27 protein-coding genes are annotated in these 25,157 nt (G+C 72.3%); 15 read left to right on the top strand and 12 right to left on the bottom strand.

Annotation, left to right across the window (positions count from 1 at the left end):
- Positions 1-162: 162 nt before the first annotated feature.
- Together ACZ5WC_RS03770 and ACZ5WC_RS03765 are read right to left on the bottom strand one after the other, a co-directional pair.
- Positions 163-1,044 carry a transglutaminase family protein gene (locus ACZ5WC_RS03770; RefSeq protein WP_468539302.1) on the bottom strand — a complete coding sequence of 294 codons (882 nt, stop codon included), beginning with the start codon at positions 1,042-1,044 and terminating at the stop codon, positions 163-165.
- 67 nt (positions 1,045-1,111) lie between these two features.
- Positions 1,112-2,107 (bottom strand): GNAT family N-acetyltransferase, encoded by a 996-nt coding sequence (locus ACZ5WC_RS03765; RefSeq protein ID WP_468539301.1) that lies wholly within the window; start codon positions 2,105-2,107, stop codon positions 1,112-1,114.
- Between the two features lie 117 nt (positions 2,108-2,224).
- On the opposite strand from ACZ5WC_RS03765, the gene fdxA reads away from it, so the two are divergent.
- Both fdxA and dapC read left to right on the top strand, forming a co-directional pair.
- Positions 2,225-2,545, top strand: a complete 321-nt coding sequence (fdxA, locus tag ACZ5WC_RS03760) for a ferredoxin (RefSeq protein WP_003966501.1) — start codon at positions 2,225-2,227, stop codon at positions 2,543-2,545.
- A 136-nt stretch (positions 2,546-2,681) separates the two neighbouring features.
- The gene (dapC, locus tag ACZ5WC_RS03755) at positions 2,682-3,776 is read left to right on the top strand and encodes a succinyldiaminopimelate transaminase (protein ID WP_468539300.1); all 1,095 of its coding nucleotides are present in this window, start codon (positions 2,682-2,684) and stop codon (positions 3,774-3,776) included.
- 86 nt (positions 3,777-3,862) lie between these two features.
- Here the strand turns inward: dapC and ACZ5WC_RS03750 are convergent, their stop codons facing one another.
- Together ACZ5WC_RS03750 and ACZ5WC_RS03745 are read right to left on the bottom strand one after the other, a co-directional pair.
- Positions 3,863-4,324, bottom strand: a complete 462-nt coding sequence (locus tag ACZ5WC_RS03750) for an ATP-binding protein (RefSeq protein WP_468539299.1) — start codon at positions 4,322-4,324, stop codon at positions 3,863-3,865.
- A gap of 290 nt (positions 4,325-4,614) precedes the next feature.
- Entirely contained in the window at positions 4,615-5,544 is a 930-nt protein-coding gene (locus ACZ5WC_RS03745; protein WP_468539298.1) for a hypothetical protein, read from the bottom strand.
- 61 nt (positions 5,545-5,605) lie between these two features.
- On the opposite strand from ACZ5WC_RS03745, the gene dapE reads away from it, so the two are divergent.
- Both dapE and ACZ5WC_RS03735 read left to right on the top strand, forming a co-directional pair.
- The gene (gene dapE, locus ACZ5WC_RS03740; RefSeq protein WP_468539297.1) at positions 5,606-6,685 is read left to right on the top strand and encodes a succinyl-diaminopimelate desuccinylase; all 1,080 of its coding nucleotides are present in this window, start codon (positions 5,606-5,608) and stop codon (positions 6,683-6,685) included.
- Positions 6,686-6,796: 111 nt separating this feature from the next.
- Complete coding sequence (locus tag ACZ5WC_RS03735) at positions 6,797-7,582, top strand: LOG family protein (RefSeq protein ID WP_468539296.1); 786 nt, start codon at positions 6,797-6,799, stop codon at positions 7,580-7,582.
- A gap of 178 nt (positions 7,583-7,760) precedes the next feature.
- Here the strand turns inward: ACZ5WC_RS03735 and folP are convergent, their stop codons facing one another.
- On the bottom strand, positions 7,761-8,633 hold the full coding sequence (gene folP / locus ACZ5WC_RS03730; RefSeq protein WP_468539295.1) for a dihydropteroate synthase: 873 nt from the start codon (positions 8,631-8,633) through the stop codon (positions 7,761-7,763).
- A gap of 128 nt (positions 8,634-8,761) precedes the next feature.
- Between folP and ACZ5WC_RS03725 the strand changes: the two genes are divergently transcribed.
- Entirely contained in the window at positions 8,762-9,169 is a 408-nt protein-coding gene (locus ACZ5WC_RS03725) for a cell division protein DivIVA (RefSeq protein WP_468539294.1), read from the top strand.
- On the top strand, positions 9,166-9,762 hold the full coding sequence (locus tag ACZ5WC_RS03720; RefSeq protein ID WP_468539293.1) for a DNA-3-methyladenine glycosylase I: 597 nt from the start codon (positions 9,166-9,168) through the stop codon (positions 9,760-9,762). The genes ACZ5WC_RS03725 and ACZ5WC_RS03720 overlap by 4 nt, the downstream gene beginning before the upstream one ends.
- 28 nt (positions 9,763-9,790) lie before the next feature.
- Here the strand turns inward: ACZ5WC_RS03720 and chcB are convergent, their stop codons facing one another.
- Positions 9,791-10,603 (bottom strand): 2-cyclohexenylcarbonyl CoA isomerase, encoded by an 813-nt coding sequence (gene chcB / locus ACZ5WC_RS03715; RefSeq protein WP_468539408.1) that lies wholly within the window; start codon positions 10,601-10,603, stop codon positions 9,791-9,793.
- A 315-nt stretch (positions 10,604-10,918) separates the two neighbouring features.
- Here chcB and ACZ5WC_RS03710 point away from each other — a divergent pair, with 315 nt between their 5' ends.
- Positions 10,919-11,086, top strand: a complete 168-nt coding sequence (locus ACZ5WC_RS03710) for a DUF3117 domain-containing protein (protein WP_003966491.1) — start codon at positions 10,919-10,921, stop codon at positions 11,084-11,086.
- Between the two features lie 128 nt (positions 11,087-11,214).
- Here the strand turns inward: ACZ5WC_RS03710 and ACZ5WC_RS03705 are convergent, their stop codons facing one another.
- On the bottom strand, positions 11,215-11,880 hold the full coding sequence (locus ACZ5WC_RS03705) for an O-methyltransferase (RefSeq protein WP_468539292.1): 666 nt from the start codon (positions 11,878-11,880) through the stop codon (positions 11,215-11,217).
- 177 nt (positions 11,881-12,057) lie between these two features.
- Here ACZ5WC_RS03705 and sigE point away from each other — a divergent pair, with 177 nt between their 5' ends.
- The 5 genes from sigE (at position 12,058) to ACZ5WC_RS03680 (ending at position 17,284) form a co-directional block, all read left to right on the top strand.
- Positions 12,058-12,819, top strand: coding sequence for an RNA polymerase sigma factor SigE (gene sigE, locus ACZ5WC_RS03700; protein WP_179500089.1), 762 nt, complete (start codon positions 12,058-12,060; stop codon positions 12,817-12,819).
- The gene (locus tag ACZ5WC_RS03695) at positions 12,816-13,880 is read left to right on the top strand and encodes an anti-sigma factor family protein (RefSeq protein WP_468539291.1); all 1,065 of its coding nucleotides are present in this window, start codon (positions 12,816-12,818) and stop codon (positions 13,878-13,880) included. Before sigE ends, ACZ5WC_RS03695 begins: the two co-directional genes overlap by 4 nt.
- 89 nt (positions 13,881-13,969) lie before the next feature.
- On the top strand, positions 13,970-15,868 hold the full coding sequence (locus ACZ5WC_RS03690; RefSeq protein ID WP_468539290.1) for a S1C family serine protease: 1,899 nt from the start codon (positions 13,970-13,972) through the stop codon (positions 15,866-15,868).
- Between the two features lie 118 nt (positions 15,869-15,986).
- Positions 15,987-16,496, top strand: a complete 510-nt coding sequence (locus ACZ5WC_RS03685) for a sec-independent translocase (RefSeq protein ID WP_468539289.1) — start codon at positions 15,987-15,989, stop codon at positions 16,494-16,496.
- A 125-nt stretch (positions 16,497-16,621) separates the two neighbouring features.
- Positions 16,622-17,284: a hypothetical protein gene (locus ACZ5WC_RS03680; protein ID WP_468539288.1), complete on the top strand. Its 663-nt coding sequence runs from the start codon at positions 16,622-16,624 to the stop codon at positions 17,282-17,284.
- Positions 17,285-17,414: 130 nt separating this feature from the next.
- On the opposite strand, the gene ACZ5WC_RS03675 is transcribed toward ACZ5WC_RS03680, so the two are convergent.
- Genes ACZ5WC_RS03675 through ACZ5WC_RS03665 form a run of 3 tightly spaced genes read right to left on the bottom strand, consistent with a single transcriptional unit; the run spans position 17,415 to position 20,416 of the window.
- Positions 17,415-18,548 (bottom strand): Mrp/NBP35 family ATP-binding protein, encoded by a 1,134-nt coding sequence (locus ACZ5WC_RS03675; protein WP_468539287.1) that lies wholly within the window; start codon positions 18,546-18,548, stop codon positions 17,415-17,417.
- A gap of 43 nt (positions 18,549-18,591) precedes the next feature.
- On the bottom strand, positions 18,592-19,152 hold the full coding sequence (locus ACZ5WC_RS03670) for a DUF1003 domain-containing protein (protein ID WP_468539286.1): 561 nt from the start codon (positions 19,150-19,152) through the stop codon (positions 18,592-18,594).
- The gene (locus ACZ5WC_RS03665) at positions 19,139-20,416 is read right to left on the bottom strand and encodes a magnesium transporter MgtE N-terminal domain-containing protein (RefSeq protein WP_468539285.1); all 1,278 of its coding nucleotides are present in this window, start codon (positions 20,414-20,416) and stop codon (positions 19,139-19,141) included. Before ACZ5WC_RS03665 ends, ACZ5WC_RS03670 begins: the two co-directional genes overlap by 14 nt.
- 273 nt (positions 20,417-20,689) lie before the next feature.
- Here ACZ5WC_RS03665 and ACZ5WC_RS03660 point away from each other — a divergent pair, with 273 nt between their 5' ends.
- Complete coding sequence (locus ACZ5WC_RS03660; RefSeq protein WP_468539284.1) at positions 20,690-21,472, top strand: hypothetical protein; 783 nt, start codon at positions 20,690-20,692, stop codon at positions 21,470-21,472.
- A 19-nt stretch (positions 21,473-21,491) separates the two neighbouring features.
- Here ACZ5WC_RS03660 and ACZ5WC_RS03655 read toward each other — a convergent pair whose 3' ends face one another.
- Positions 21,492-22,028, bottom strand: a complete 537-nt coding sequence (locus ACZ5WC_RS03655; protein ID WP_468539283.1) for a hypothetical protein — start codon at positions 22,026-22,028, stop codon at positions 21,492-21,494.
- Between the two features lie 32 nt (positions 22,029-22,060).
- The gene (locus ACZ5WC_RS03650; RefSeq protein WP_096626988.1) at positions 22,061-23,188 is read right to left on the bottom strand and encodes a magnesium and cobalt transport protein CorA; all 1,128 of its coding nucleotides are present in this window, start codon (positions 23,186-23,188) and stop codon (positions 22,061-22,063) included.
- Between the two features lie 465 nt (positions 23,189-23,653).
- Here ACZ5WC_RS03650 and ACZ5WC_RS03645 point away from each other — a divergent pair, with 465 nt between their 5' ends.
- Complete coding sequence (locus tag ACZ5WC_RS03645; RefSeq protein ID WP_468539282.1) at positions 23,654-24,238, top strand: suppressor of fused domain protein; 585 nt, start codon at positions 23,654-23,656, stop codon at positions 24,236-24,238.
- A 158-nt stretch (positions 24,239-24,396) separates the two neighbouring features.
- Positions 24,397-25,071 carry a DUF6758 family protein gene (locus ACZ5WC_RS03640; protein WP_468539281.1) on the top strand — a complete coding sequence of 225 codons (675 nt, stop codon included), beginning with the start codon at positions 24,397-24,399 and terminating at the stop codon, positions 25,069-25,071.
- Positions 25,072-25,157 lie beyond the last annotated feature (86 nt).

Raw genomic sequence — 25,157 nt, 5'->3', positions numbered from 1 at the left:
GAATGCGATGGCGTGTGCGCGTCGAGTGACGGGTCTCCAGTGGAGCGCATGAGCATTCGGGTACGCCGACGAATTGGCGGATTCCCGTGCCTGATGGGCGCGGACAGGGGCGTTCGGATGTACAGCGGGAGCGCACGGCGCGGTGAAACGGCTGGATCCGGCTCAGTTCAGCAGGGCCCGAGCCGCTCGGGCCTTCTGCCGGACCGCCTCGGCCGTGGTCGGCTCGATGGCGTCGAGCACCTCCGCGTACGCCTCCATCTCCGCCGCCCCGCGCTGGAACTCCCCGCGCTGGACCAGGAGCTGGGCCCGCTCGTAGCGCAGCCGCGCCGGGTGCGAGGGCAGCAGCAGCGAGAGCTCCACCGCCCAGAGGGCCACATCCGTGCGCTCGGGGCGGGCGGCGGCCCAGGCCCTGATGTTGTTCAGGATCCGCAGGACGATCTCCAGCGGCCGGGCGGGCGTCAGCATGGACGGCTCCAGCGGGGCCCCCGTCGCCGCGGTGACCAGGAGGTCCGCGTCCTGTCCGGTCAGCGGCGCGCCCCCGGTGAACGGATCGACGAGCACCGGCTGTGCCGGGTCCCCGAAGCCGACCACGAAGTGGCCGGGCAGAGCCACCCCGAACACCGGGGCACCGGCCCGCCGGGCGACCTCGATCCAGACGACCGAGAGCAGGATCGGCAGCCCCCGGCGGCGGCGCAGCACCTGCTGGAGGAGCGAGGACTCCAGCCGCTGGTAGTCCGCCGGCGACCCGCCGAACTCATGCCGCTCGCCGAGCAGTTCGGCCAGCGCCGAGGCCCAGGCGACGGGGGAGCGGGCGCCGTGGGGCAACAGCCCGGCCAGCCGGTCCAGTTCGATCTGCGCCGCGTCGATCCCGTGCGGGTCCAAGGAGGTCTCCCCCGGGTCGACCGGGCGCGGTTCCTCGGGGCCGACCGGGCCCGCCTCCGCCCCCACCAGCAGACAGAGCAGCGCCAGATCCGGCCGCTCGGACCGGGCCTCATCGGCGAACTGCCGCCGGCGGTCGGCCGTACCGGAATCCTGCGCGCTCATATGCGACCCATGCCCCTGCTCGTCCCTGCTGCTGGCTCCCCCGCCCGGCCAGGGGGTCCGGTCTCCGCTACGCGGGCCGGAAGTGGTGATAGCGGTGGTGCGCCGCGAAGCCCATGCCGTCGTACAGCGCCCGTGCCCCTTCATTGTCCTCCTCCACCTGGAGCCAGGCCGCCGAGGCGCCCTCGTCCAGGGCCCGGCGCGCGAGCGCGGTCATCACCGTGGTGGCCAGCCCCCGCCGCCGCTGCTCCGGGGCGACCTCGACGGCCATGAAGCCCGCCCACCGCCCGTCCACGACGCACCGGCCGATCGCGTCCGGTGCGCCGGCCTCGCCCGGGACCGTGGCGAACCAGACCGAGGGGCCGCTGCCCAGGACCCGCAGCACATGCGGGCCGGGGGTCGAGAAGCGCTGGTAGCGGGCGAGCCAGGCCGCGTCCGGCTCACGCGTCAGCCGCACCGCCGAGACGTCCGCGTCCAGGTCGCCGACCGGTGCCAGCGCGGCGATCCGCACCTCGGCCGAGACCTCGCGCCGCCAGCCGTGCCGCTCCAGCTCCGCGCACAGCGTCTCCTGTGTGCCCTCGGCCCCGGTCGCCGTCTGGATGTACGCGGGCAGGCCGCGCTCCTCGTACCAGCTTCCGACCCGTCCGAACGCCTCGCCGAGCGGCAGACCCGGATCGCCGAGCGGCAGCGCGGAGTTGGCGCGCCGGGTGAAGCCCCCGGCGGCGCGCATCCGCCAGTCGCCCAGGGCCTCGCTCTCCACCGGCTGCCAGGCGCGCGCGGTGACGTCCGCCAGCTCCTCGAAGGAGGCGGCGGGACCCCGTCGGCGGGCCGGCGCTGCGGGCACCGCCTTGCCCGCGACCAGGGACGATTCCGCGATGCGGACGGAGTCTCCGCTCTTTCGTGTGATCGACAGCACACCGTCGTTCCACGATGTGAGAACCCCGATCGTGTCGGTGAACTCCAGGTCCTTGCCGGCACTGTCCGTGCGGCGCCGCACGGACACGCGTTTGCCCACGTCAGCCGGTGTGATGCGGACTTCCAGCCGTCCGCCGATGGTGAATTCCACAGCTCTGTCCGCCCCTCCTGTTCGGATCGTGCCCGAGAACGGAGATACTAGGGGCGGGCATCGACGACGCCGCGCTCCCGCGCGAGAGCCAACGCCCTACCGAGGAGGAACGACAGCGTGACCTACGTCATCGCGCAGCCTTGTGTCGACGTGAAGGACAAGGCCTGCATCGAAGAGTGCCCCGTCGACTGCATTTACGAGGGCCAGCGGTCCTTGTACATCCACCCGGACGAATGCGTCGACTGCGGAGCCTGTGAGCCGGTGTGCCCGGTCGAGGCCATCTTCTACGAGGACGACACTCCGGAGGAGTGGAAGGACTACTACAAGGCGAACGTCGAGTTCTTCGACGACCTCGGCTCGCCGGGCGGTGCTTCCAAGCTCGGTCTCATCGAGCGCGACCACGCGTTCGTCGCCGGACTGCCGCCGCAGAACCAGTAGAACGGCGGCACCACGTGCGCAGCCCGGTCCCGTACGGCCCGTCACCGTGCGGGACCGAGGCGTATCCCCGTACGGCCGCCGCCGTCGCCGCGCACGCAGCCGCCGGTACATGAACAGCCCGAGAAAGCAGAGCCCTGTGTCCGCAGTCTCCTCCCGCCTCCCGGTATTCCCCTGGGACAAGCTCGCGCCGTACAAGTCGACGGCTCAGGCCCACCCCGACGGTCTGGTGGACCTGTCCGTCGGCACCCCGGTGGACCCGGTGCCCGAGCTGATCCGGCAGGCGCTCGTCGCCGCGTCGGACAGCCCCGGCTATCCGACGGTCTGGGGCACCGAGGCCCTGCGTGACGCGCTCACCGGCTGGGTGGAGCGCCGCCTCGGGGCGGTCGGGGTGACCCATGCGAACGTGCTGCCGGTCGTCGGCTCCAAGGAGCTGGTGGCCTGGCTGCCGACGCAGCTCGGCCTCGGCGCGGGCGACCGGGTCGCCTACCCGAGGCTCGCCTACCCGACGTACGAGGTCGGCGCCCGGCTCTGCGGTGCCGAGCCCGTCGTCTACGACGACCCGACCGAGCTGGACCCGGCGGGGCTGAAGCTGCTCTGGCTCAACTCGCCCTCCAATCCGACCGGGCGGGTGCTGGCCAAGGACGAGCTGATCCGGATCGTCGCCTGGGCGCGCGAGCACGGCGTCCTGGTCTTCAGCGACGAGTGCTACCTGGAGCTGGGCTGGGACGCCGAGCCGGTCTCGGTGCTCCACCCGGACGTCTGCGGCGGCGACTACGCGGGACTGGTCGCCGTCCACTCCCTCTCCAAGCGCTCCAACCTCGCCGGATACCGGGCCGCGTTCATCGCGGGCGACGCGGCCGTCCTCGGAGAGCTGCTGCTGATCCGCAAGCACGGCGGGATGATGGCTCCCGCCCCCGTCCAGGCCGCCACCGTCGCCGCCCTCGGCGACGACGTGCACGTGGCCGAGCAGCGCGCCCGCTACGCGGACCGCCGCCTCGCCCTGCGGGCCGCCCTGGAGGCGCACGGCTTCCGGATCGAGCACAGCGAGGCGAGCCTCTACCTGTGGGCCACCCGCGACGAGCCGTGCTGGCAGACCGTGGCGTACCTCGCGGAGCTGGGCATCCTGGTGGCGCCCGGGGACTTCTACGGGCCGGCGGGCGAGAACTTCGTCCGGGTGGCCTTCACGGCGACCGACGAGCGGGTGGCGGCGGCGGTCAAGCGGCTGTCCTGACGCGCCTGGACGCACCTGCGTATACGCGGGAGGGCCTGAGGGGTGCGCACCCCTCAGGCCCTCCCGCGCGTTCACGGAGTGGTGGGTCAGCCGACCGGCAGACCGCCCGTCAGGCCGTCGGTGGGCAGACCGCCGCCGAGGGCGTCAGTGGGCAGGCCGCCGCCCAGAGCGTCGGTGGGCAGGCCGCCCCCGGCGGCGTCGGTCACACCGCCGACGGCCTCGCCCGCGTTGCCCGCAGCCTGGCCCGCGGTCTCCTGGGCCGCGGGGGCGGCGACCCTGGCGGTCTTGCCCGCGGTCTGGCCCGCGGCCGGCAGGGCGGTGCCGACGAGACGGCCGCCGGTCTCACCGGCGGCCTGGGTGCCCTGCTGGGCGGCGCTGTCCACGGTGTTGCCGAGGCCGGCGCCGTCCAGTGCGGTCAGGCCGCCCAGGTTCGGGGTCTGCGGGAGCTCTGCGGCGCCTGCGGCACCGGCCGCACCGACCACGGGGGCTGCACCTGCGGCGATCAGCAGCGCGGTACGAGCGATCCGACGGGCCAGGGGGAGAGACATGATGCTCCTTCGACGGGGTGTGCACGAATGTGTCTGTCCGTTGATCGGACGCACTGACAACCGTCGTGGGGGAGGGGAAAGTTGCGGTGGCCGAAGGTAAAGACTGAGTAATGCGTCCGATTATCCGCAGCGGAGGAATCCGGGCAAACAATGCATTCCGCAGCGGTCCGGCGAACCGTCACTTCCCTTGCGGCGCAAGGGGATCACGGCAGGGTGAGCACATCGTCGAAAGGTGTGCGGGAAAGGTCCGGGGCGAAGTTCCCCAAGGTCCGAACGGGTGACAGGTCGTACTACTGGGCGACCCGGATCGCGACCGCCGCGGTGCCCGGTTCCTCACCCTTCGTACGCTCTGTCTGCCAGCCCGACGAGGCGTCCCAGACCCGGTCCGCGTAGCTCACCCGCTCGATCCGCAGCGCCTCGGAGTGGGCCACGGCCCAGTGCGCCAGCTCCCACCCGCGGCGCGGCGCGGCCTTGCTCCCGGCCCGGTCCGTCGTCGCCGGGACGGGCACCGAAACGGTCGCCGAGGCGGACGCGCCCGCCGCCTTCGCGGTGGGCAGCACCTTCTTCCCGAAGGCGCGCACCAGTTCGGCCCGTACCTGCGCGGCGTCGCCCGGACCGTCCACGGTGGCCGTCGAGGGGGTGCAGTTCAGCACGGCGGGCTTGCGCCCGGTCAGCGCGGCGGCCAGCAGTGCGGCGTCCGGCTCGTGCTTCGCGTACGCCTGCGGGAAACCGCTGCGCTGCACGCGCTGCGCGGCCACGGTCAGCGGGAGGCGCGAATAGCCCGGGACCTCGGCGAGATGCTCGTAGAACTTCCCGGCCGAGTAGACCGGGTCCATGATCTGCTCCACGGTGCCCCAGCCCTGCGAGGGCCGCTGCTGGAACAGCCCCACCGAGTCCCGGTCGCCGTAGTCGATGTTGCGGAGCGTGGACTCCTGGAGCGCGGTGGCCAGCGCGATCGTGACCGCCCGCTCCGGCATCCCCCGGGTGGTGCCGACCGCCGAGATCGTCGCCGCGTTCGCGGCCTGGGCGAGGCTCATCTCGTACCTGTGCGGGGTGCCCCCGTCCTCGTCCGTCGCCTCCACGACGCAACGGGGCTGGTTCTTCGAGCCGGAGGAGTCGTACTGCACGGCCAGATATCCGCCCAGCGCCGCGAGCACGGCGAAGGCGGCCGCGTATCGGAGGGGGCGGCTGCGACGGCGAGGGCTGGCTGTCCTGGGCACGGGCCCACCGTACTGGAGGCCCCGGCCGGGGCCTCCACCCAAGTCCCTTAGGGTCGGGGCCATGGCCGACAGCACGCTTGACCTCACTCTGGACGGACCCGCGCTCACCGCCCGGCTCGTCGATCTCCCCTCGGTCAGCGGGGAGGAGAAGGCCCTCGCCGACGCGATCGAATCGGCTCTGCGCGACCTGCCCCACCTGACCGTCGACCGGCACGGCAACAACGTCGTCGCCCGGACGAACCTGGGGCGCGCCGAGCGCGTCGTCCTCGCCGGGCACATCGACACCGTGCCGATCGCCGACAACGTCCCCTCGCGTCTCGACGCGGACGGCATCCTCTGGGGCTGCGGCACCTCCGACATGAAGTCCGGCGTCGCCGTCCAGCTGCGGATCGCCGCGACGGTCCCCGAGCCCAACCGCGATCTGACCTTCATCTTCTACGACAACGAAGAGGTCGCCGCCCACCTCAACGGCCTCGGCCACATCGCCGAAGCCCACCCCGACTGGCTCGCCGGAGACTTCGCGGTCCTCCTGGAGCCCTCCGACGGCGAGGTCGAGGGCGGCTGCCAGGGCACGCTCCGGGTCCACCTGCGTACGACGGGGGAGCGGGCGCACTCCGCGCGCAGCTGGATGGGGTCCAACGCCGTCCACGCCGCCGCCCCGATCCTGGCGGCCCTGGCCGCGTACGAGCCCCGCCGCCCGGTCATCGACGGCCTCGAATACCACGAGGGCCTCAACGCCGTCGGCATCGAGGGCGGCGTAGCCACCAACGTCATCCCGGACGCCTGCACGGTCGTCGTCAACTACCGCTACGCCCCCGACCGCAGCGAGGAGGAGGCGATCGCCCACGTCCGCCAGGTCTTCGCGGACTGCGGCGTGGCCGAGTTCGTCGTCGACGACCACTCCGGCGCGGCCATGCCCGGGCTCTCCCACCCCGCCGCCCAGGCGTTCATGACCGCTGTCGGCGGCACCGCACGGCCCAAGTTCGGCTGGACCGACGTCTCCCGCTTCGGCGCCCTCGGCGTCCCCGCGGTGAACTACGGCCCCGGCGACCCGATGTACGCCCACAAGCGCGACGAGCACGTGGCGGTCGAGAAGATCACCCACTGCGAGGACCGCCTCCGCTCCTGGCTGACCGGCTGACCGCCCGACGCACGGCATTCCCCCGCGCGTAACCTCCGTGGATCTACGCTGGCCGGACGCAGCACGACACGTACGACCCAGCGCGACGCAGGTCGGTGGAGGGAGCGGAACATGGGCAACGCCGAGGACGCACGGATTCCCGAAGGTGCGGAGGTCCCCGAGGGCGCGGTGGCCCCCGGGGAACAGTGGCTGGGTCCGGTACTGCGCCGCAGGGAGCAGGTCCAGCCCGGCACGACCGATCAGCGGCTGCTGGACTCCGAGGGCGATTCCGAGTGGGTGCACACCGACCCCTGGCGGGTGATGCGCATCCAGTCGGAGTTCGTCGAGGGCTTCGGCGCGCTCGCCGAACTGCCGAGCGCGATCAGCGTCTTCGGCTCGGCCCGCACGCCCGCCGGATCGGCGGAGTACGAGGCCGGGGTGGCGATCGGCAAGGCCCTGGTCGACGCGGGCTTCGCGGTGATCACCGGCGGCGGCCCGGGCGCGATGGAGGCCGCCAACAAGGGCGCCCGGGAGGCCAGGGGCGTCTCGGTCGGCCTCGGCATCGAGCTGCCCTTCGAGTCGGGGCTGAACCCCCACGTCGACATCGGCGTCAACTTCCGCTACTTCTTCGTCCGCAAGACGATGTTCGTGAAGTACGCCCAGGGCTTCGTTGTCCTCCCCGGCGGCCTCGGCACTCTGGACGAGCTCTTCGAGGCGCTGACCCTCGTCCAGACCGGCAAGGTCACCCGCTTCCCGATCGTCCTCTTCGGCACCGAGTACTGGGGCGGCCTGATCGACTGGCTCCGCGACACGGTGGTCGCCCAGGGCAAGGCATCGGACAAGGACCTGATGCTCTTCCACGTGACGGACGACGTGGAGGAGGCGGTCATGCTGGTGACGAAGGAGGTCGGGCGGTGAACGGCTGAGCCCGCCCGGCAGAACCGGTGCCCGCCCGGTAGAACCAAGCGCGTTCGGCAGAACCGTGCTGGTGCCGGCAGAACCGAGCCCCTCCGGCGAAACCAAGCCCGTCCGGCGCTTGAGGAGCGGGGTCCAGGGGCAGCGCCCCGGGCCCCGCCCGCCGGGCAGGCACCAGGCCCTACGCCAGCCCCCTCCGTGCCACGGCCGGAGGCCGGTGCCCGGCAATCGACGCCACCATGTCCAGCACCTGCCGCGTCTCCGCCACCTCATGCACCCGGTACACCTGCGCCCCCAGCCACGCCGAGACCGCCGTCGTCGCCAGCGTGCCGACGACCCGCTCCTTCACCGGCCGGTCCAGCGTCTCGCCGACGAAGTCCTTGTTGGACAGGGACACCAGCACCGGCCACCCCGTCTCCGCCATCTCCCCGAGCCGCCGCGTCGCCTCCAGCGAGTGCCGGGTGTTCTTCCCGAAGTCGTGACCCGGGTCGATCATGATCCCGTCCGGCCGCACCCCGAGCTCCACCGCCCGCTCGGCAAGCCCCACGGTCACCCGCAGGATGTCCGCCATCACATCGTCGTACGCGATCCGGTGCGGCCGGGTCCGCGGTTCCGCGCCGCCCGCGTGCGTGCACACCAGCCCCGCCCCGTACCGCGCCGCGACCTCCGCGAGCTTCGGGTCCACCCCGCCCCACGCGTCGTTCAGCACGTCCGCCCCGGCCTCGCAGACCGCCTCGCCCACCTCGTGCCGCCAGGTGTCGACGCTGATCACCACGTCCGGGTGGCGGCGGCGGACCTCGGCGACGAACCCCACCGTGCGGCGCGCCTCCTCCTCCGCGCTCACCTCCTCGCCGGGGCCCGCCTTCACCCCGCCGATGTCGATGATCGCGGCGCCCTCGGCCACCGCCTGCTCCACCCGGGCGAGCGCGGGCTCGTCCTGGAACGTGGCGCCCTGGTCGTAGAAGGAGTCCGGGGTCCGGTTCACGATCGCCATGATCACCGGCTCGTGCGGACCGAATTCCCGCCGCCCCAGCCTGAGTGCACCGCTTCGCATCCCCTGTCTCCTCCTCAGTAGCCCGCCTGCGACCCTAACGGTCGGCCCGATCGGTCAGTGCCGCATGCTGTCAGTGCCTCGTGGCACGATCGGTGCCGGACGAGGTTTCCGCCCCCGGGGAGATACGCGTGTTCTGGTTCTTGCTGCTCACGATGGTCGTGGTAGTCACGGCGGTCACCCTCGCGGTGGTCGGCGGCGGCGGGAGCCCGGTGCTCCAGGACGTGGAGCCCGAGCGGTTCACCGATCCGCTGCCCACGACCCGCCCGGTCGGCCGGGCCGACATCGAGGGGCTGCGCCTCCCGATGGCCGCGCGCGGCTATCGCATGGCGGACGTCGACGAGGCGCTGTCCCGGCTCGGCGCCGAGCTGGCCGAGCGGGACTCCCGGATCGCGGAGCTGGAATCCGCCCTGGCCGGTGTGCAGGCGGCCGCGGTGTCGACGGGCACCGACCTGTTCAAGCAGCCGGGGGACCGGCCCGCCGAGCCGCGCGGCCGGGAGAACGGCGGCGCGGACCCGGCCGAGGGGGACGAGCGATGAGCGGCGGAGCCGTGGCGGCCCCCGACGGAGGCCTGCGCTGCCCGTGGGGCCTGTCCGCCGAGGACTACCTCGACTACCACGACACCGAGTGGGGCCGCCCGGTCCACGGCGACGACGCCCTGTTCGAGCGGCTCTGCCTGGAGGCCTTCCAGTCCGGGCTGTCCTGGATCACGATCCTGCGCCGCCGCGAGACCTTCCGTACCGCCTTCGAGGGATTCCGGATCGGGGCGGTCGCGAAGTTCACCGACGCCGACCGGGAGCGGCTCCTCGCCGACCCGGGGATCATCCGCAACCGGGCCAAGGTCGACGCGACCCTCGCCAATGCGAAGGTGCTCGCCGACTGGCCGGCCGGGGAGCTGGACGAGCTGATCTGGTCCTACGCTCCCGACCCGGCCGGCCGGCCCGCCCCGCGCACGCTGTCGGACGTGCCGGCCGTCACCCCCGAGTCCACCGCGCTGGCCAAGGCGCTGAAGAAGCGCTCGATCCGCTTCGTCGGCCCCACCACTGCCTACGCCCTGATGCAGGCCTGCGGGCTGGTCGACGACCACCTCGCGGACTGCGTGGCGCGCGGCGGCGGCAGCACGGCTCGCTGAAGGGTCACTGACCCCGGGGCGGAAAGGGCTACTTCCCGAGGTAGACCGGCTTCTCCTTGGCGAGGAACGCCTCGACCGCGATGGTGTGGTCCGCCGACGCGCCCGCCCGGGTCTGGAGTACGTCCTCCTTCTCCAGCGACTCGGCGAGCGTGTGCCCCGCGCCGTAGGCCATCGACTCCTTCAGCGCCGCGTACGCCACCGTGGGCCCTTCGGCCAGGGTTCGGGCCACCGAGGCGGCCTGCTCGGCCAGCTCGGCTGCCGGGACGACGCGGTTGACGATGCCCAGCTCGTACGCGTCCTGGGCGGAGATCGAACGCGGGAAGAACAGCAGATCGGCGGCGCGGCTCTGCCCGATCAGCCGGGGCAGCGTCCAGGACACGCCGGAGTCGGCGGTCAGCGCGACGCCCGCGAACGAGGTGTTGAAGGAGGCGGTGTCGGCGACCACCCGGTAGTCGGCCGCCAGGGCGAAACCGAACCCGGCCCCGGCCGCGACGCCGTTCACCCCGGCGACGACCGGCTTCGGCATCTCGGTGATCGCCCGCACGATCGGGTTGTAGTGCTCCCGTACCGTGCTCAGCGCGTTCCCGCTGCCCGACTCACGGGTCGCCGCGAGCGAGGCGACGTGCTCCTTGAGGTCCTGGCCGACGCAGAAGGCGCGTCCGGTGGCCGTGAGCAGAACGGCCCGGACGTCCGCGTCCGCCGAGGCCTCCACCAGCGCGTCCCGGAGCGCGACCTTCGCCGCGGTGTTCATCGCGTTCATCGCGTCGGGTCGGTTGATCGTGATCGTCGCGAGCCCCTCGCTCACGTCGTACAGAACGGTGTTCGCCTGCTCGTCGGCCATTCCGGTATCCCCTCGCTGCTCGGGCATCGTTGCCACTGGAGGCAAGCATGGCCGACGCCGACCGGGGCAGAGATGTGACCTGCGTCTAACAATTGGCTCTCACCTGGGGGGCCGGGGCGGCGCAGTATCGCAGCCGGATCGCCGAATTGGGGGGTTTTGCGTGAGCGCGTTGCGCAAGCGATGCAGACCGATGTTGGTCATCGGGGTCCCTGATGCGGGATAATGGCGAAGAAGCAATGTGTTCGATGCCGGTGAGGCAGCGCCTGTCATGGGGCCGCCGGTTGCGATGAGCTGGTTTCAGGAAGGGGAACGAGCATGGCGGCCATGAAGCCGCGGACGGGCGACGGCCCGCTCGAGGTGACAAAGGAGGGGCGGGGCATCGTCATGCGCGTTCCGCTCGAAGGCGGCGGTCGGCTCGTTGTCGAGCTGACTCCGGACGAGGCCGATGCCCTCGGCGACGCGCTGAAGAAGGTCGTCGGCTGACGCGGAACGCCCATCACCTTCACTGCTGCCCCGGTACGGCATCCGCGGATGCCGTACCGGGGCAGCAGTGCGTTCCGGGGCCGTACGGGAACGTCGGGGACCGACAGGGAACACCCGGGCGTACGGGGTCAGCCGCGCCGGACCGCGCAGAGCAGGCCGTCGCCGACCGGCAGCAGGGTCGACATCAGCTCCTGGCTCTCCCGCACCGCCCGCAGCAGGTCCCGCAGCCGCAGCACCTCGGCGGGCTGGGCGGCGGAGTCGACCGTGCGGCCGTCCGCGAAGACGCCCTCGAAGCAGACCAGGCCGCCGGGCCGCAGCAGGCGCAACGATTCAGCGAGCACATCGAGGCTCTCCAACCGGTCGCCGTCGCAGAAGACGAGGTCGTAACCGCCGTCCGCGAGCCGGGGCAGGACGTCCAGGGCGCGGCCGGGGATGAACCGCGACCGGTTGGTGGCGAAGCCCGCCTCGCGGAACGCCTCCCGGGCGAACTGCTGGCGCTCGGGCTCGGGGTCCACGGTGGTCAGGACGCCGTCCGGCCGCATGCCGTGCAGCAGATAGATGCCGGACACACCCGTGCCCGTGCCGATCTCCGCCACCGCCTTCGCGTCCGCGGCGGCGGCCAGCAGGCGCAGCGCGGCGCCGGTGCCCGGTGACACCGAGCGGAGCCCCAGCTCGCGGGCCCGTTCCCGGGCCCGGTGCAGGGCTTCGTCCTCGGCGACAAAGGCGTCGGCGAACGCCCAGCTCGTCTGCCGGTTGGCGGTAATGACCCTCTCCTGTCCCCGTAGTTGGCGCAACGGTGACTGTATCCGCTGGACCCGGGAACCCGCAGATGGGACCGGGCGTTGTGCAAGGAGTGGGGAGAGCGCAGTGACCCGGGCCGCGGATCGGACCGGTGGGCTGCGGGGAAGTTCCGGGCCGTGCCCGGCCCCAGCAGGGAAAAGGCTTATCCGGAGCTAACGGGCGAGGTGGCTATGGTAGGGGCTCCACTGGACACCACCAGAGCCGATAGGGGAGGTGCGGCTGCGCCTGTGGATCGGGGAGGGGTGCTGAGGCGCCTTCTCAGGTCGGCCGGTGAGCCGAAATCCGTGACCAACATTGCTGACCGTTCTTCCGAAGACTCCGCACCGACCGCGACCTTCGCCTCTGATGCGGATTCTCAGGCGTGGACCCCGCCCTCATGGGAAGAGATCGTCAGCACGCACAGCGGTCGCGTGTACCGCCTCGCCTACCGGCTGACAGGAAACCAGCACGACGCCGAGGACCTCACCCAGGAGGTCTTCGTCCGGGTGTTCCGCTCGCTGTCGACGTACACCCCGGGCACCTTCGAGGGCTGGCTGCACCGCATCACGACCAATCTCTTCCTCGACATGGTCCGCCGCAAGCAGCGCATCCGGTTCGACTCGCTGGGCGACGACGCGGCCGAGCGGCTGCCGAGCCGTGAGCCGTCCCCGCAGCAGGTCTTCAACGACACCCACTTCGACGCCGATGTGCAGCAGGCGCTGGACACCCTCGCGCCCGAATTCCGTGCGGCCGTGGTCCTCTGCGACATCGAGGGCCTCAGCTACGAGGAGATCGCCGCGACCCTCGGGGTGAAGCTCGGCACCGTCCGCAGCCGCATCCACCGGGGCCGCTCGCATCTGCGCAAGGCGCTCAAGCACCGTTCGCCCGAGGCCCGCGCCGAGCAGCGCTCCCTGGCGGACGCGGTCCTGGCGGGGGAGGGCGGAACGGCGTGAGTGGTACAGGTCCGACCCCTGCCGAAGCGCACCTGGGGGACCGGCTCGCCGCGCTGGTCGACGGCGAGCTGAATCATGACGCCCGTGAGCGGGTCCTGGCCCACCTGGCGACCTGCGCCAAGTGCAAGGCCGAGGCCGACGCCCAGCGCCGCCTCAAGAGCGCCTTCGCCATGTCCGCCTCACCTTCGCCCTCCGAGGGGTTCCTGGCCCGCTTGCAGGGCCTTCCCGGGGGGCCCGGCGGCGACGACACCGGCTCCGGTTCACCCTTCGGCGGCCGGGGGCCCTTCGCCGACGAGTTCTACCCCGGGCTGCGGCCTTCCACCGGCGGCGCCCGCACCGACGCCGCCCGCTCCCCCCTGGACGGCTTCGGCTACCTCCCCGCCGCGCACGGCTCCACCGCCGTGCTGCCCGGCGCCTCCGGTTCCGGTTCGGTCTTCCGCATACACGAGGTGTCCCGCGACGCGGACCGTTCGCCGTGGCGCGGGCGGCGTTTCGCGTTCGCCGCGGCCAGTGCCGTCTCCCTCGCAGCCATCGCGCTCGGCGGCACCCTCCCGCTGGAGTCCGGCGCCGAATCCCCGCTTCGCGCCGAGGGCAGCGGGAACAACGTGACCCCCCTCGACGCCGAGACCCGCGCCGAGAACGGCACCGACGCGGCCGGCCGCCGGGGCGGCGGCGCCCTCGCGGTGACCGGCGACGACGCGGCGGCGGGACAGCCCGCGAGCGGCACGACGGCCTCCGGGACGAACGGGGTGCCCCCGTCGCTCACGGGCACGGCGACTCCGGCGGATCCGGCCGCGACCCCGCCGGCGAACCGGCAGGCGGCGACGGCCGCACCGCTGCTTTTCGGCCTTTCCGCGCCGACCGGACACCCCTTCGCGCTTCCCGCGCTGAACGTGTCCGTGCCGCCGCTGATACGCCCGACCGCCTCCGGTACCCCGCTGCTCGCGGCGGCCCTCGGCGGCGGTGCGCTGCCGAAGCCGCCCCCGGCGGCAGTCCCCTCGGGACCGTCCCCGTCCGCGCCCGCCGACGATCTGGCGAGCCCCCTTTCCCCGCGCCGTTGACCGGACCCTGCGCGGGGATTCGCGAACCTGGTTGAATTCCGGTGAGGGACGCCTCTGTGGGGCGTGCAGAGGCCAGTTGCGGGGAGAGCATGGACGACGGGAAGCCCACCGGGCCGCAGGCGAAGTGGTGGAGTCGCCCCACGGGGCCGAAGAGCGAGTCGGAGGCCGCTACGGCGTCCCCGGCCGTCACCGAGGACGCCTCGGCCGGCACGCAGGGAGCCCCGGAGGCGGCCGCCCCGGCCGTACCCGGCACCCCCGACCCGGTGGACACCCGCCGTACCCCGGATGCCGCGGCTCCGGGCGCCCCGGCTCAGGACGGCCCGGCACCGGATGCCCCGGTGCCCGGAGCGGCCGGCGGACTCGATGCTTCCGGCTCCTCGTCGGACGCGTACGGCCACCCGGGTCCGCCCTCCCGCCCCGCAGGTCAGCCGCTGCACCAGACCGACGAGTACAGCACCCCGCCCTACGGCGGCCCCGGCCCCTGGGCGCCCGCGCCCCCGGTGCAGCGGCCGACGCCGCCGCACGGCACCGCCGTACCGCCGCAGGCCGGCGGCCCGTCCCCGCAGTACGCCGCGACGAACGGGGCGGGCATCCCGGCCCCCGCCCCCGGCCCGGCACCGCGGTCCGCGCCCGAGGACAGCTTCGCAGCCCCGCCCCCGCAGCCGAGCGACGGCTTCGCACCCCTGCAAGCCCAGCACCCGCAACCTCCGGCGAACCCCGGCCCCCCGGCGAACCCCGCGCACGCGACGCACCCCGGGCCCGACGCACACGCACCGCAGCAGCACACGCAGTGGCTCCAGTACGACCCCTGGGGCGCCCCGGGGCAGCCGCTGACCCGGGGCGGGCCGCCCGAAGGCGCCGAGCCGGGGCGGAAGAAGCGCCGCCGGGGCGGGGCGTTCGCGGGCGTGCTCCTGCTGACCCTGGTCGCGAGCGGCATCGGCGGCGGAGTCGGCGCGTACATCGAGCGCAACGGCGGGCTGACCACCGTGGAACTGCCGCAGGCGGGCCGGGACAGCGGCGACCGGGCGCCCGAGAGTGTCGCGGGCATCGCCGCCAGCGCCCTGCCCAGCGTGGTCACCCTGCACGTCAGCGGTACCGCTGAGTCCGGCACCGGTACCGGCTTCGTCCTCGACGGCCAGGGCCACATCCTCACCAACAACCACGTCGTCGCCCCGGCCGGATCCAGTGGGGACATCACCGTGACGTTCAGCAGCGGTGAGACGGCCTCCGCCGAGCTGGTCGGCAAGGACAGCGGCTACGACCTCGCGGTCGTCAAGGTCCGCGGGGTCTCCGGACTCAAGCCCCTGCCCCTCGGCAACTCCGACAATGTGCGGGTCGGCGACCCGGTGGTGGCCATCGGCGCCCCCTTCGACCTGTCCAACACGGTGACCTCGGGCATCATCAGCGCCAAGCAGCGGCCGATCACCGCGGGCGGCGAGAAGGGCGACGGCAGCGACATCAGCTACGTCGACGCCCTCCAGACCGACGCCCCCATCAACCCGGGCAATTCCGGTGGCCCCCTGGTCGACACCAAGGCCCACGTCATCGGTATCAACAGCGCGATCCGTGCGGCCGACAGCGGCAAGGGCCCCGAGTCCGGCGGCCAGTCGGGTTCCATCGGCCTCGGCTTCGCGATACCCATCAACCAGGGCAAGCGCGTCGCCGAGGAGCTGATCAACACCGGTCGGGCGACCCACCCGGTCATCGGCGTGACGCTCGACATGAAGTTCACCGGCGACGGGGCCAAGGTCGGCACGGAGGGCGCCGACGGCGGACCGGCCGTCGCGAAGGACGGTCCGGCGGACAAGGCGGGCATCCGGTCCGGCGATGTCATCACCGAGGTCGAGGGCCAGCGGGTGCACAGCGGGGAGGAGCTGATCGTGAAGATCCGGGCCCACCGTCCGGGTGACGATCTGGACCTCGTCCTGACCCGGGGCGGCGAGGAGCAGACCGTGACGCTGACCCTCGGTTCGGCGAGCGGCACGTGACGGCCATCGCAAGGTACCGCCCGGACACGTTCGACAGGTACCGTTGAGCGGTCCGGAGACCGGAGAGGCCCGGTCGGGATCGCACGGAGAACACGCGGAGAACACGAGGAGCAGCTAGGTGTTCAATGACATAGGCGCACTGGAGCTGTTGACGCTCGGAGTGCTGGCCGTGCTGGTCTTCGGCCCCGACAAGCTGCCCAAGCTGATCCAGGACGTCACGCGCACCATCCGCAAGATCCGTGAGTTCTCGGACAGCGCGAAGGAAGACATCCGCTCGGAGCTGGGTCCGCAGTTCAAGGACTTCGAGTTCGAGGACCTCAACCCCAAGACGTTCGTCCGCAAGCAGCTGATGGACGGCAACGACGACCTGGGGCTGAAGGAGATCCGCGAGAGCTTCGACCTGCGCAAGGAGATGGCGGACGTCACCGACGCGGTCAACGGCCGCTCGACCGCCCCGGACGCCGCGGCCGATTCCGCCAGGAGTGCGGCGAACGGCTCTGCTGGTGCGAACGGGGCAGGCACCTCGACCAGCCTCACCAAGACCGATGCCACCACACCTGACCTGCTGAAGAAGGTCCCCGCCGCCGACCGGCCCGAGCGTCCGCCGTTCGACGCAGACGCCACCTGACCCCGGTCAATCCCGACTCGTCCGGACGGTATGGCTATTCTCCATCTGTCCGGTTGCGAGGACGCCCACGCCCGCGGGGGGCGGGCCGCTCCGGATCTTGACTGATCGAGGAGGCGGCCGCTCAGATGGAGACGACGAGTCGGGTGGATACGGACGGTGCCCCGGGCACGGTCACGGCGGAGGGCGTGCCGGCGGCCCGGCGGACCGTCGACGGCTACCTGGAAGCGCCCTTCCCCTGGTACGGGCTGGACGAGGCGTTCACCGGCCCGCGCTGGCTGATGCAGGTCGGTACGGCGGCGGACGGCACGGTCCAGCATGGGTCGGTCGGGCACGGCGACGAGCCGTCGGTGAAGACCGACGGGGCCGCCGCCGAGAAGGAGCGGTTCGCGGTGGTCATCACCGTGGCCGCGAGCCCGGTGCGGCGCAGTGGTGACGGTACGGGCGTGCTGGACGCCACCACGGTGTCCTCGGCGGCCTGGCTCGCGGGCTCCGGACTGCTGGCGTACACCTGGCCGCCGCTGATGGACCACTCGCTGCGCGACGACTGGCTGGACCAGCAGACCGAGACGGCGTTCACCCTCGCCGACGACCTCGGCAGCGCGCCCTGGTCGACCCTGTCACTGCCGGTGGACGGCGTACCCGTGGAGTTCCACTACCGCGAGTCCGAGTTCGGCTGGGTGCTCGCCGGGTCGGCGCACACGGGCGTGCACATCGGTGCGTACGGGCGGGGGATGAGCGCGTACGGGCTGGGCTTCTCGGTCGTCAAGGACATCGGGACATACGCGTAGCAGCGTCACCGGGCGGGCCGGCTGACCACCGGCCCGCCCGGTCACCTCACGCGTGGCGGGGCCGGTGCCCCGACCCGTTCACGGCACACGGGCCGGGGCACCGGCCCCGCCCGTGTGCCGTGAACGGGTGTCAGAACTTGTTGCGCGGCGTGATGCCCAGCGACATGCCCGACAGGCCGCGCTGACGGCCGCCCAGCTTCCCGGCGATCGAGCGCAGCGCGCTCCCGGCGGGGGAGTCCGGGTCGGACAGGACGACCGGCTTGCCCTCGTCGCCGCCCTCGCGCAGCCGTACGTCGATCGGGATCGAGCCGAGCACCGGCACCTCGGCGCCGACCGTCTTCGTCAGGCCCTCCGCGACCCGGGCGCCGCCGCCCGAGCCGAACACGTCGACCATCTCGTCGCAGTGCGGGCACGGCATGCCCGACATGTTCTCCACGACGCCGACGATCTTCTGGTGGGTCTGCACGGCGATCGAACCGGCGCGCTCGGCCACCTCGGCCGCCGCCTGCTGCGGGGTCGTGACGACCAAGATCTCCGCGTTCGGTACGAGCTGCGCCACCGAGATCGCGATGTCACCGGTGCCCGGCGGCAGGTCGAGCAGCAGGACGTCCAGATCGCCCCAGTACACATCGGCGAGGAACTGCTGGAGCGCCCGGTGCAGCATCGGACCGCGCCACACCACGGGCGCGTTGCCCGGGGTGAACATGCCGATGGAGATGACCTTCACCCCGTGCGAGGACGGCGGCATGATCATGTTCTCGACCTGGGTGGGCTTGCCGTCAGCGCCGAGCATCCGGGGCACGCTGTGCCCGTAGATGTCCGCGTCCACGACACCGACCTTCAGCCCGTCGGCCGCCATCGCCGCCGCCAGGTTCACCGTCACCGAGGACTTGCCGACGCCCCCCTTGCCGGAGGCGACCGCGTACACCCGGGTCAGCGAGCCGGGCTTGGCGAACGGCACCTCGCGCTCGGCGTTGTTGCCGCGCAGCGCGCTCGCCAGCTCCTTGCGCTGTTCGTCGCTCATGACGTCGAGGGTGACCTCGACCCGCGAGACGCCTTCGACCCGGGCGACCGCCTCGGTCACGTTGCGGGTGATCGTCTCGCGCATCGGGCAGCCGGAGACCGTGAGATACACCGTGACAGCGACTACACCGTCAGGATCGATCTCGACCGATTTCACCATGCCCAGCTCGGTGATCGGGCGGTGGATCTCCGGGTCGTTCACTGTCGACAGTGCCTCAAGCACCGCGTCTTCCGTAGCCATACCGACGATGTTACGGCGCTGAGCCCTACGCGCGGGTAGCCCCTCAGCGGTCGCCTTCGTCACTCTCGGCCGGGATCAGCATCCGCCGGTCCTCCATGTCCCTCACCATGTCCTGGAGCTCCGAGCGGATCCAGTCCCGGGTGGCGACCTCGCCGAGGCCCATCCGCAGCGCCGCGATCTCCCGTGTCAGGTACTCCGTGTCCGCGATGGAGCGCTCGTTCTGCTTGCGGTCCTGCTCGTGCGTGACCCGGTCTCGGTCGTCCTGCCGGTTCTGCGCGAGGAGGATCAGCGGCGCCGCGTAGGAGGCCTGGAGGGACAGGGCCAGGGTCAGGAAGATGAACGGGTACTCGTCGAAGCGCAGGTTCTCCGGCGCGAAGATGTTCCACACCACCCAGACGATGATGGTGAGCGTCATCCAGACGATGAACCGCCCCGTCCCCAGGAAGCGGGCGATCCGCTCCGAGAACCGGCCGAACGCCTCCGGGTCGTACTCCGGCAGCAGCCGCCGCCGGGGGGCCCTCGGCTGGTCGATCCGGGCCCGGGGGGGCCGCACCAGGCCCGAGGCGCCGGTCGACGCCGCCTTCGCCCGCTCATCGCCCGCCATGACCGATCCCCTCCTCCCCGTGCAGATCCGTCTCGCGCCAGTCGTCGGGGAGCAGGTGGTCCAGGACGTCGTCCACGGTCACCGCGCCCAGCAGCGAACCGCTCTCGTCCACGACGGGCGCCGAGACCATGTTGTACGCGGCCAGATAGGCGGTCACCGTCGGCAGCGGGGTGTCCGGGGACAGCGGCACCAGATCGCTGTCCACCAGCGAGCTGACCAGGGTGAACGGCGGGTCGCGCAGCAGCCGCTGGAAGTGCACCGTGCCCAGGTACTTCCCGGTCGGCGTCTCGTCGGGCGAGCGGCACACGTAGACCTGCGCGGCCAGCGCCGGCGACAGGTCCGCCTGCCGGACCCGGGCGAGCGCGTCGGCCACCGTCGCGTCCGGCCGCAGCACGATCGGCTCGGTCGTCATCAGACCGCCCGCCGTCCGCTCCTCGTACGACAGCAGACGGCGCACGTCGGCCGCGTCGTCCGGCCGCATCAGCGCCAGCAGCCGCTCCTTGTCCTCCTCGGGCAGCTCGGAGAGCAGGTCGGCCGCGTCGTCCGGGTCCATCGCCTCCAGGACGTCGGCGGCCCGCTCCTCGGCGAGCTTGCCGATGATCTCCACCTGGTCGTCCTCGGGCAGCTCCTCCAGGACATCGGCGAGCCGGTCGTCGTCCAGGGCAGCGGCGACCTCCACCCGGCGCTTGGGGGAGAGGTGGTGCAGGGCGTTGGCGACATCGGTGGGCCGCAGCCGTTCGAACGTGGCGACCAGGCTCTCCGCCCCCTGGCCGTGCTCCTCCAGCGAGAAACCGCTGACCGCCGACCACTCCACCGTCAACGTCTCGCCCTTGCGGCGCAGCGCCCCGCCGCGCCCCTTGCGGACGAAGTACTTGTCGATCTCCCAGTCGCGGCGCGCGGGCAGCTGCTGGATGGCCACGTCCAGGACGGTGACCTCCTCGTCGCTCTCCACCAGCCGCACCCGCCGGTCCAGGAACTCGCCGAGGACGAGGCGCTCGGTGGGCCGCTGCTCGAAGCGCCGCATGTTGACCACACCGGGGGTGATGACCTGGCCCGACTCGATCCCGGTGACCCGGGTCATCGGCAGGAAGATCCGCCGGCGGCTGATCACCTCGACCACCAGGCCCAGGATGCGTGGCGGCCGACCGCCGACCCGCAGCATCGCCACCAGATCACGGACCCGGCCGACCTGGTCCCCGTTGGGGTCGAACACCGGCACTCCGGACAGGTGGGAGACGAAGACCCGGGGGGCGCCTGCCGCCATGCCTCCGCCTCCTTCCGTGTCCGTGACCGTCCGGTTCCGTGACTGTCCGGACCGGCGTCCGCCACCGGTGGCCGTCGTAAACCGTCGTACGTCCGGTCTGCCGGCCCGGCCACCCCGACCAGCGGATTTCGGCGGTACGCGGGATCAGGCTAGCCCGTGCCGCCGTGCCGTGCCCTGGCGGACCCGTCCGTACGGCTGGTCGGCCGGGGGTGCGTGACTCCCGGGTACGCTGCCGTCTGCCACCCCCGATCGCCGTTGAGAGGCAGTTCGCCCGTGACCTCTTTCGCCCCGGCCGTGCGGAACCATCGCCGGACCGCCCTAGCTCTGGTGCTGTGCGGGGGGCTCGCTGTGGCTCTCACCGCCTGCGGCACGGACGAGGACCCGGACAAGGGGACCAACGGCATCGCGAAACTCACCGCGTCCGAGATCGACACGAAGGCCAGAGCGGCGGCCGACGCCGCGACCTCGGTACGCCTGTCGGGGACGCTCGTCAGCAAGGGCGGCACCTACCGGCTCGACATGAAGCTCAGCGCCAAGGGCGGCATGGGCTCGGTGAGCTCGAAGAAGCAGAGCTTCGCCCTGCTGCGGATCGAGGACGAGCTGTTCCTCAAGGCACCGGCCGCGTTCTGGACCCACGAGGACGGCAAGGGCGAGAGCGGGGCCGCCGACGCGGCGGCCGCCGACGCGGCGGCCGCCGACAAGCTGGGCGGCAAGTACGTGAAGGTCCCCGAGGGCGATCCCAGCTACCGGCAGCTGCGCGGCTTCACCGACAAGAAAGTCCTGCTCGACGGGCTGCTCGCGCTGCACGGAGAGCTCAACAAGGGCGGCCGGGACACGGTCGCCGGGCACCGCACCGTCCAGATCCTGGGCGGCAAGGGCGAGGGCGGGGCGTTCGACGTCTCGCTGGAGGACAAGCCGTACCCGGTACGGGTGGCCCGGGGCGGCGGCGGGGGCACGGTCTCGCTGGCCGACTGGGGGCGGTCCTTCCCCCTGGAGGCGCCGGACGAGGACGACACCGTCGACTACGGCGGCCAGCTCCCCAAGTCCTCCGGCTGAGCCCTCCCCGAACTCCGCGTCAGCGCTTGCGGCGGCGTTTGAGCAGCAGCCGGGGGAGCGCTGCCGGGACCGGCTGCCGTGTGGTGGCGGAGGTCGGCAGCGGGGCGGCCGCCAGCGAGCCGTCCGGCAGCTCGGTGCCGACGGTGTCGGGCGTCAGCCGCACCACCGTGCACTCCTTCGCCCAGCGTTCCGTCATCACCTCGGCGTCCGGTGCGTTCAGCCGCTTGCCCTTCAGCTCGGCGACCGCCGCTTCCCACTCCTCGGAGCGCGGGGAGAGCACACGTACGGTCGCGGTCCAGGCGACGATCCGGCCGCCCTTGTCCTTGCTGCGTACGGTCACCTCGGCGCGGCCGCCGTCGGCCAGGCCCTCGGGCAGCGGCTGCTCGCCGGGCCCGCCGCCGACCAGATGCGCCGCGCCCTCGTGCCAGACGTGCCAGACGGCCCGGGCCGGCCCGGTGCCCCGGACCCAGACGAGAGAGGACTTCTTCGTGGCCTCCTCGACGAGGGTCCTCTCCAGCAGGTCGGCGGCGGCATCGGGCGCGGCGGCGTCAGTCATGGCGCGAGCTTAGACCCACCCACCGGCACGGTTCAGAGCCAGCCGTTGCGCTTGAGGATGCGGTGGATGGAGAAACACACCACCCCGATGACGCCCAGCACCATCGGATAGCCGTACTTCCACCCCACCTCGGGCATGTAGTCGAAGTTCATGCCGTAGACACCGCAGATCATCGTCGGCACGGCGATGATCGCCGCCCAGGACGTGATCTTGCGCATGTCCTCGTTCTGCGTGACGGTCGCCTGCGCCAGATTCGCCTGGAGGATCGAGTTCAGCAGTTCGTCAAAGCCCAGGACCTCTTCCTGGACGCGGGCGAGGTGGTCGGCGACGTCGCGGAAGTACTTCTGGATGTCGGGGTCGATCAGCCGCATCGGACGCTCGCTCAGCAGCTGCATCGGGCGCAGCAGCGGGGACACGGCCCGCTTGAACTCCAGTACCTCGCGCTTGAGCTGGTAGATCCGGCCCGCGTCCGAACCGCGCGGGGAGCCCTTGGCCGGGGTGGAGAAGACGTCGATCTCCACCTCGTCGATGTCGTCCTGCACCGCTTCGGCCACCGCGATGTACCCGTCGACGACGTGGTCGGCGATGGCGTGCAGTACGGCGGACGGGCCCTTGGCCAGCAGTTCGGGGTCGTCCTGGAGCCGGTGGCGCAGGGCGCGCAGGGAGCCCTGGCCGCCGTGCCGGACGGTGATGACGAAGTCCCGGCCGGTGAAGCACATCACCTCGCCGGTCTCCACGACCTCGCTGGTCGCGGTCAGTTCGGCGTGCTCCACGTAGTGGATGGTCTTGAAGACGGTGAACAGCGTGTCGTCGTACCGCTCCAGCTTGGGCCGCTGGTGGGCGTGGACGGCGTCCTCGACGGCCAGCGGGTGCAGGCCGAACTCCCGGGCGATGCCCGCGAATTCGGCCTCCGTCGGCTCGTGCAGGCCGATCCACGCGAAGCCGCCCTCCTCCCGCACCTGAAGCATCGCCTCGTGCGGCGTCGGGATCGCGGGCGTCTCCAGACGGCGCCCGTCGCGGTAGACCGCGCAGTCGACGACGGCGCTGGAGGCGGACGGGTCGCGGGTGGTGTCGTACCCGCTGTAAGGGGCGCTGTTCTTACGGAGGGACGGGCGCAGGGACGGGCGCACGGCGGCGCGCAGGTCACGGATCATCGACATGGCTGGCTCCTTCACGGAGGGCCGTCGGCGAGGGCGTGGAACAGCCCGGAATGGGGACGTGGGCTCACGTCCGCAAAGCGGGCGGCACCGCGCGGGCGCGATGACGGCGTTCGCTACAGACAGGCAAAAACGAAGGGCTCTTCCGTCACGCGAACCACTGACGGGGTCGTGCGAACCACTGACGGGGCGCCATCCGGGCACGGCGGCGATGGCGGACCGGACAGGCTGACGAGGTGTCGGATCAGTGAGAGAGGCGAGGCGCGGAAGAGCGGTTGGTACTGCACGGTCGACTTGGATCCATGGCAGTCCCCACCTCCTCCGGCCGGTCCCCCGTGGGGGACGACGTGTCGTCGGGACAAAGAGAACAACGCTTCTGCGTGCTGTCCCGACCGGCGCCCAGGCTATCAGCCGTCCAAGGGGCAATCCCGTACTTTGCCCGTTCCGTACGCGATCTATGCTCGCGGCATGGCAGAAATTCTCGCTCTGGTCGAGGCCCGGCTCCGTTCCGCCCTCGGGGAACCGGACGCCCGTGCCGATGTGACGTTCCTCGGCACGGACCGCATCGAGGTGCTGCGCTTCCTCGACGGCGATGTGGTGCGCTACGCGACGCTCGGCATGTCCGGGCAGCCGATGGCCGACCCCACATCACCGCTCGCCGACCCGGTCAAGGGCCCCCGCGCCGAGCTGATCCTGTCGGTACGCGGCGGACTGGCCGACACCGACCAGGTGCTGCGCCCGCTCGCCGTGCTGGCCGCCTCCCCGCAGGTCGAGGGGCTGATCGTGGCCGCGGGCGCCTCACTGGACCTGGGCGAGCCGCTGTGGCCCGGGGCGCCGTTCACCTCGGTGCTCGTGGCGGAGTCCGGCGGGCTGGTGGAGGACCTGGAGCTGGACGAGCCGATGGACCCGGTGCGCTTCCTGCCGCTGCTGCCGATGACGCACAACGAGGCCGCCTGGAAGCGGGTGCGCGGTGCGCAGGAGCTCCAGGAGCGGTGGCTCGCGCACGGGACGGACCTGCGGGACCCGCTGCGTACGTCGGTGGCCCTGGACTAGGGCCTGTCGCTCGGACCACGCCGGGCTCGCGGGGTGATCCGAACGACAGGCCCCGGTCCGCTTGCCTCCGGGGTGAGGGCTGCGTGGTTCTCGCTCCTCACCTGCGATCGGGTGATCGTCCTTGACGCGAGGACCGGCGGAGAGGACCGTGGGTCCCTATGAGGGGCGAACCCAGTTGCCCGAAGTGCGGTGGCCGGGTCAGGGCGCCCGGCCTCTTCGCCGACGCCTGGCAGTGCTCCGTGCACGGCCAGGTCCATCCGATGCAGCCGGTCATCCCGCCGAGCGTCGAGGCGCTCGGCGTCGTGGTGCACCGGGCGCAGGTTCCCGTCTGGATGCCCTGGCCGCTTCCCGTGGGCTGGCTCTTCACCGGTGTGGCCAGCGCGGGCGACGACCGCAGCGGCGGCCGCGCGAGCGCCGTGGCCTGCTCGGGGCCGGGGCCGCTCGGCGGGATGGGTGAGCTGCTGCTCGTCGCCGAGGAGCTGGGCGTCGGGCTCGGCGCGCGGTACGCGGGCATCGACGGACCGGACCCCGGCCTCCATCTGAACGTCGACTCCGCCCCCGACGCCAAGGTGCACGCCGCGGGCCGCCCCACCCCGCTCTGGCACGTCAGGAACGCCCCGGAGGACCGTGCCGTCTTCGCGGGCGAGGCGCGGGGGCTGTGGCTGTGGGCGATCCTGTGGCCCGAGCAGTCGGGGCTGCTGATGTACGACGAGCTGGTGCTGACCGATCTGCGGGACGCCGGGGGAGAGGTGGACCTCCTCCCGTGCGGAGCGCTCACCCCCCGACTGCTCAGTGCGCCCGAGGCCCCGCCCCGGCAGGCGGGCGAGCGGTAGGGGGCGGGACCCGGCGCGGCGCTCCGGCGGCCCCGCCCGGCCCAGGCGCGTTCCGCGCGGCCGGAGGGGAGGCGGTCGGCGGTTAT

It is taken from the genome of Streptomyces sp. NPDC033165 (genome assembly GCF_055577965.1).
Note: the sequence above shows the minus strand (reverse complement) of the source record. Positions and strands in the feature narration are given on the sequence as shown.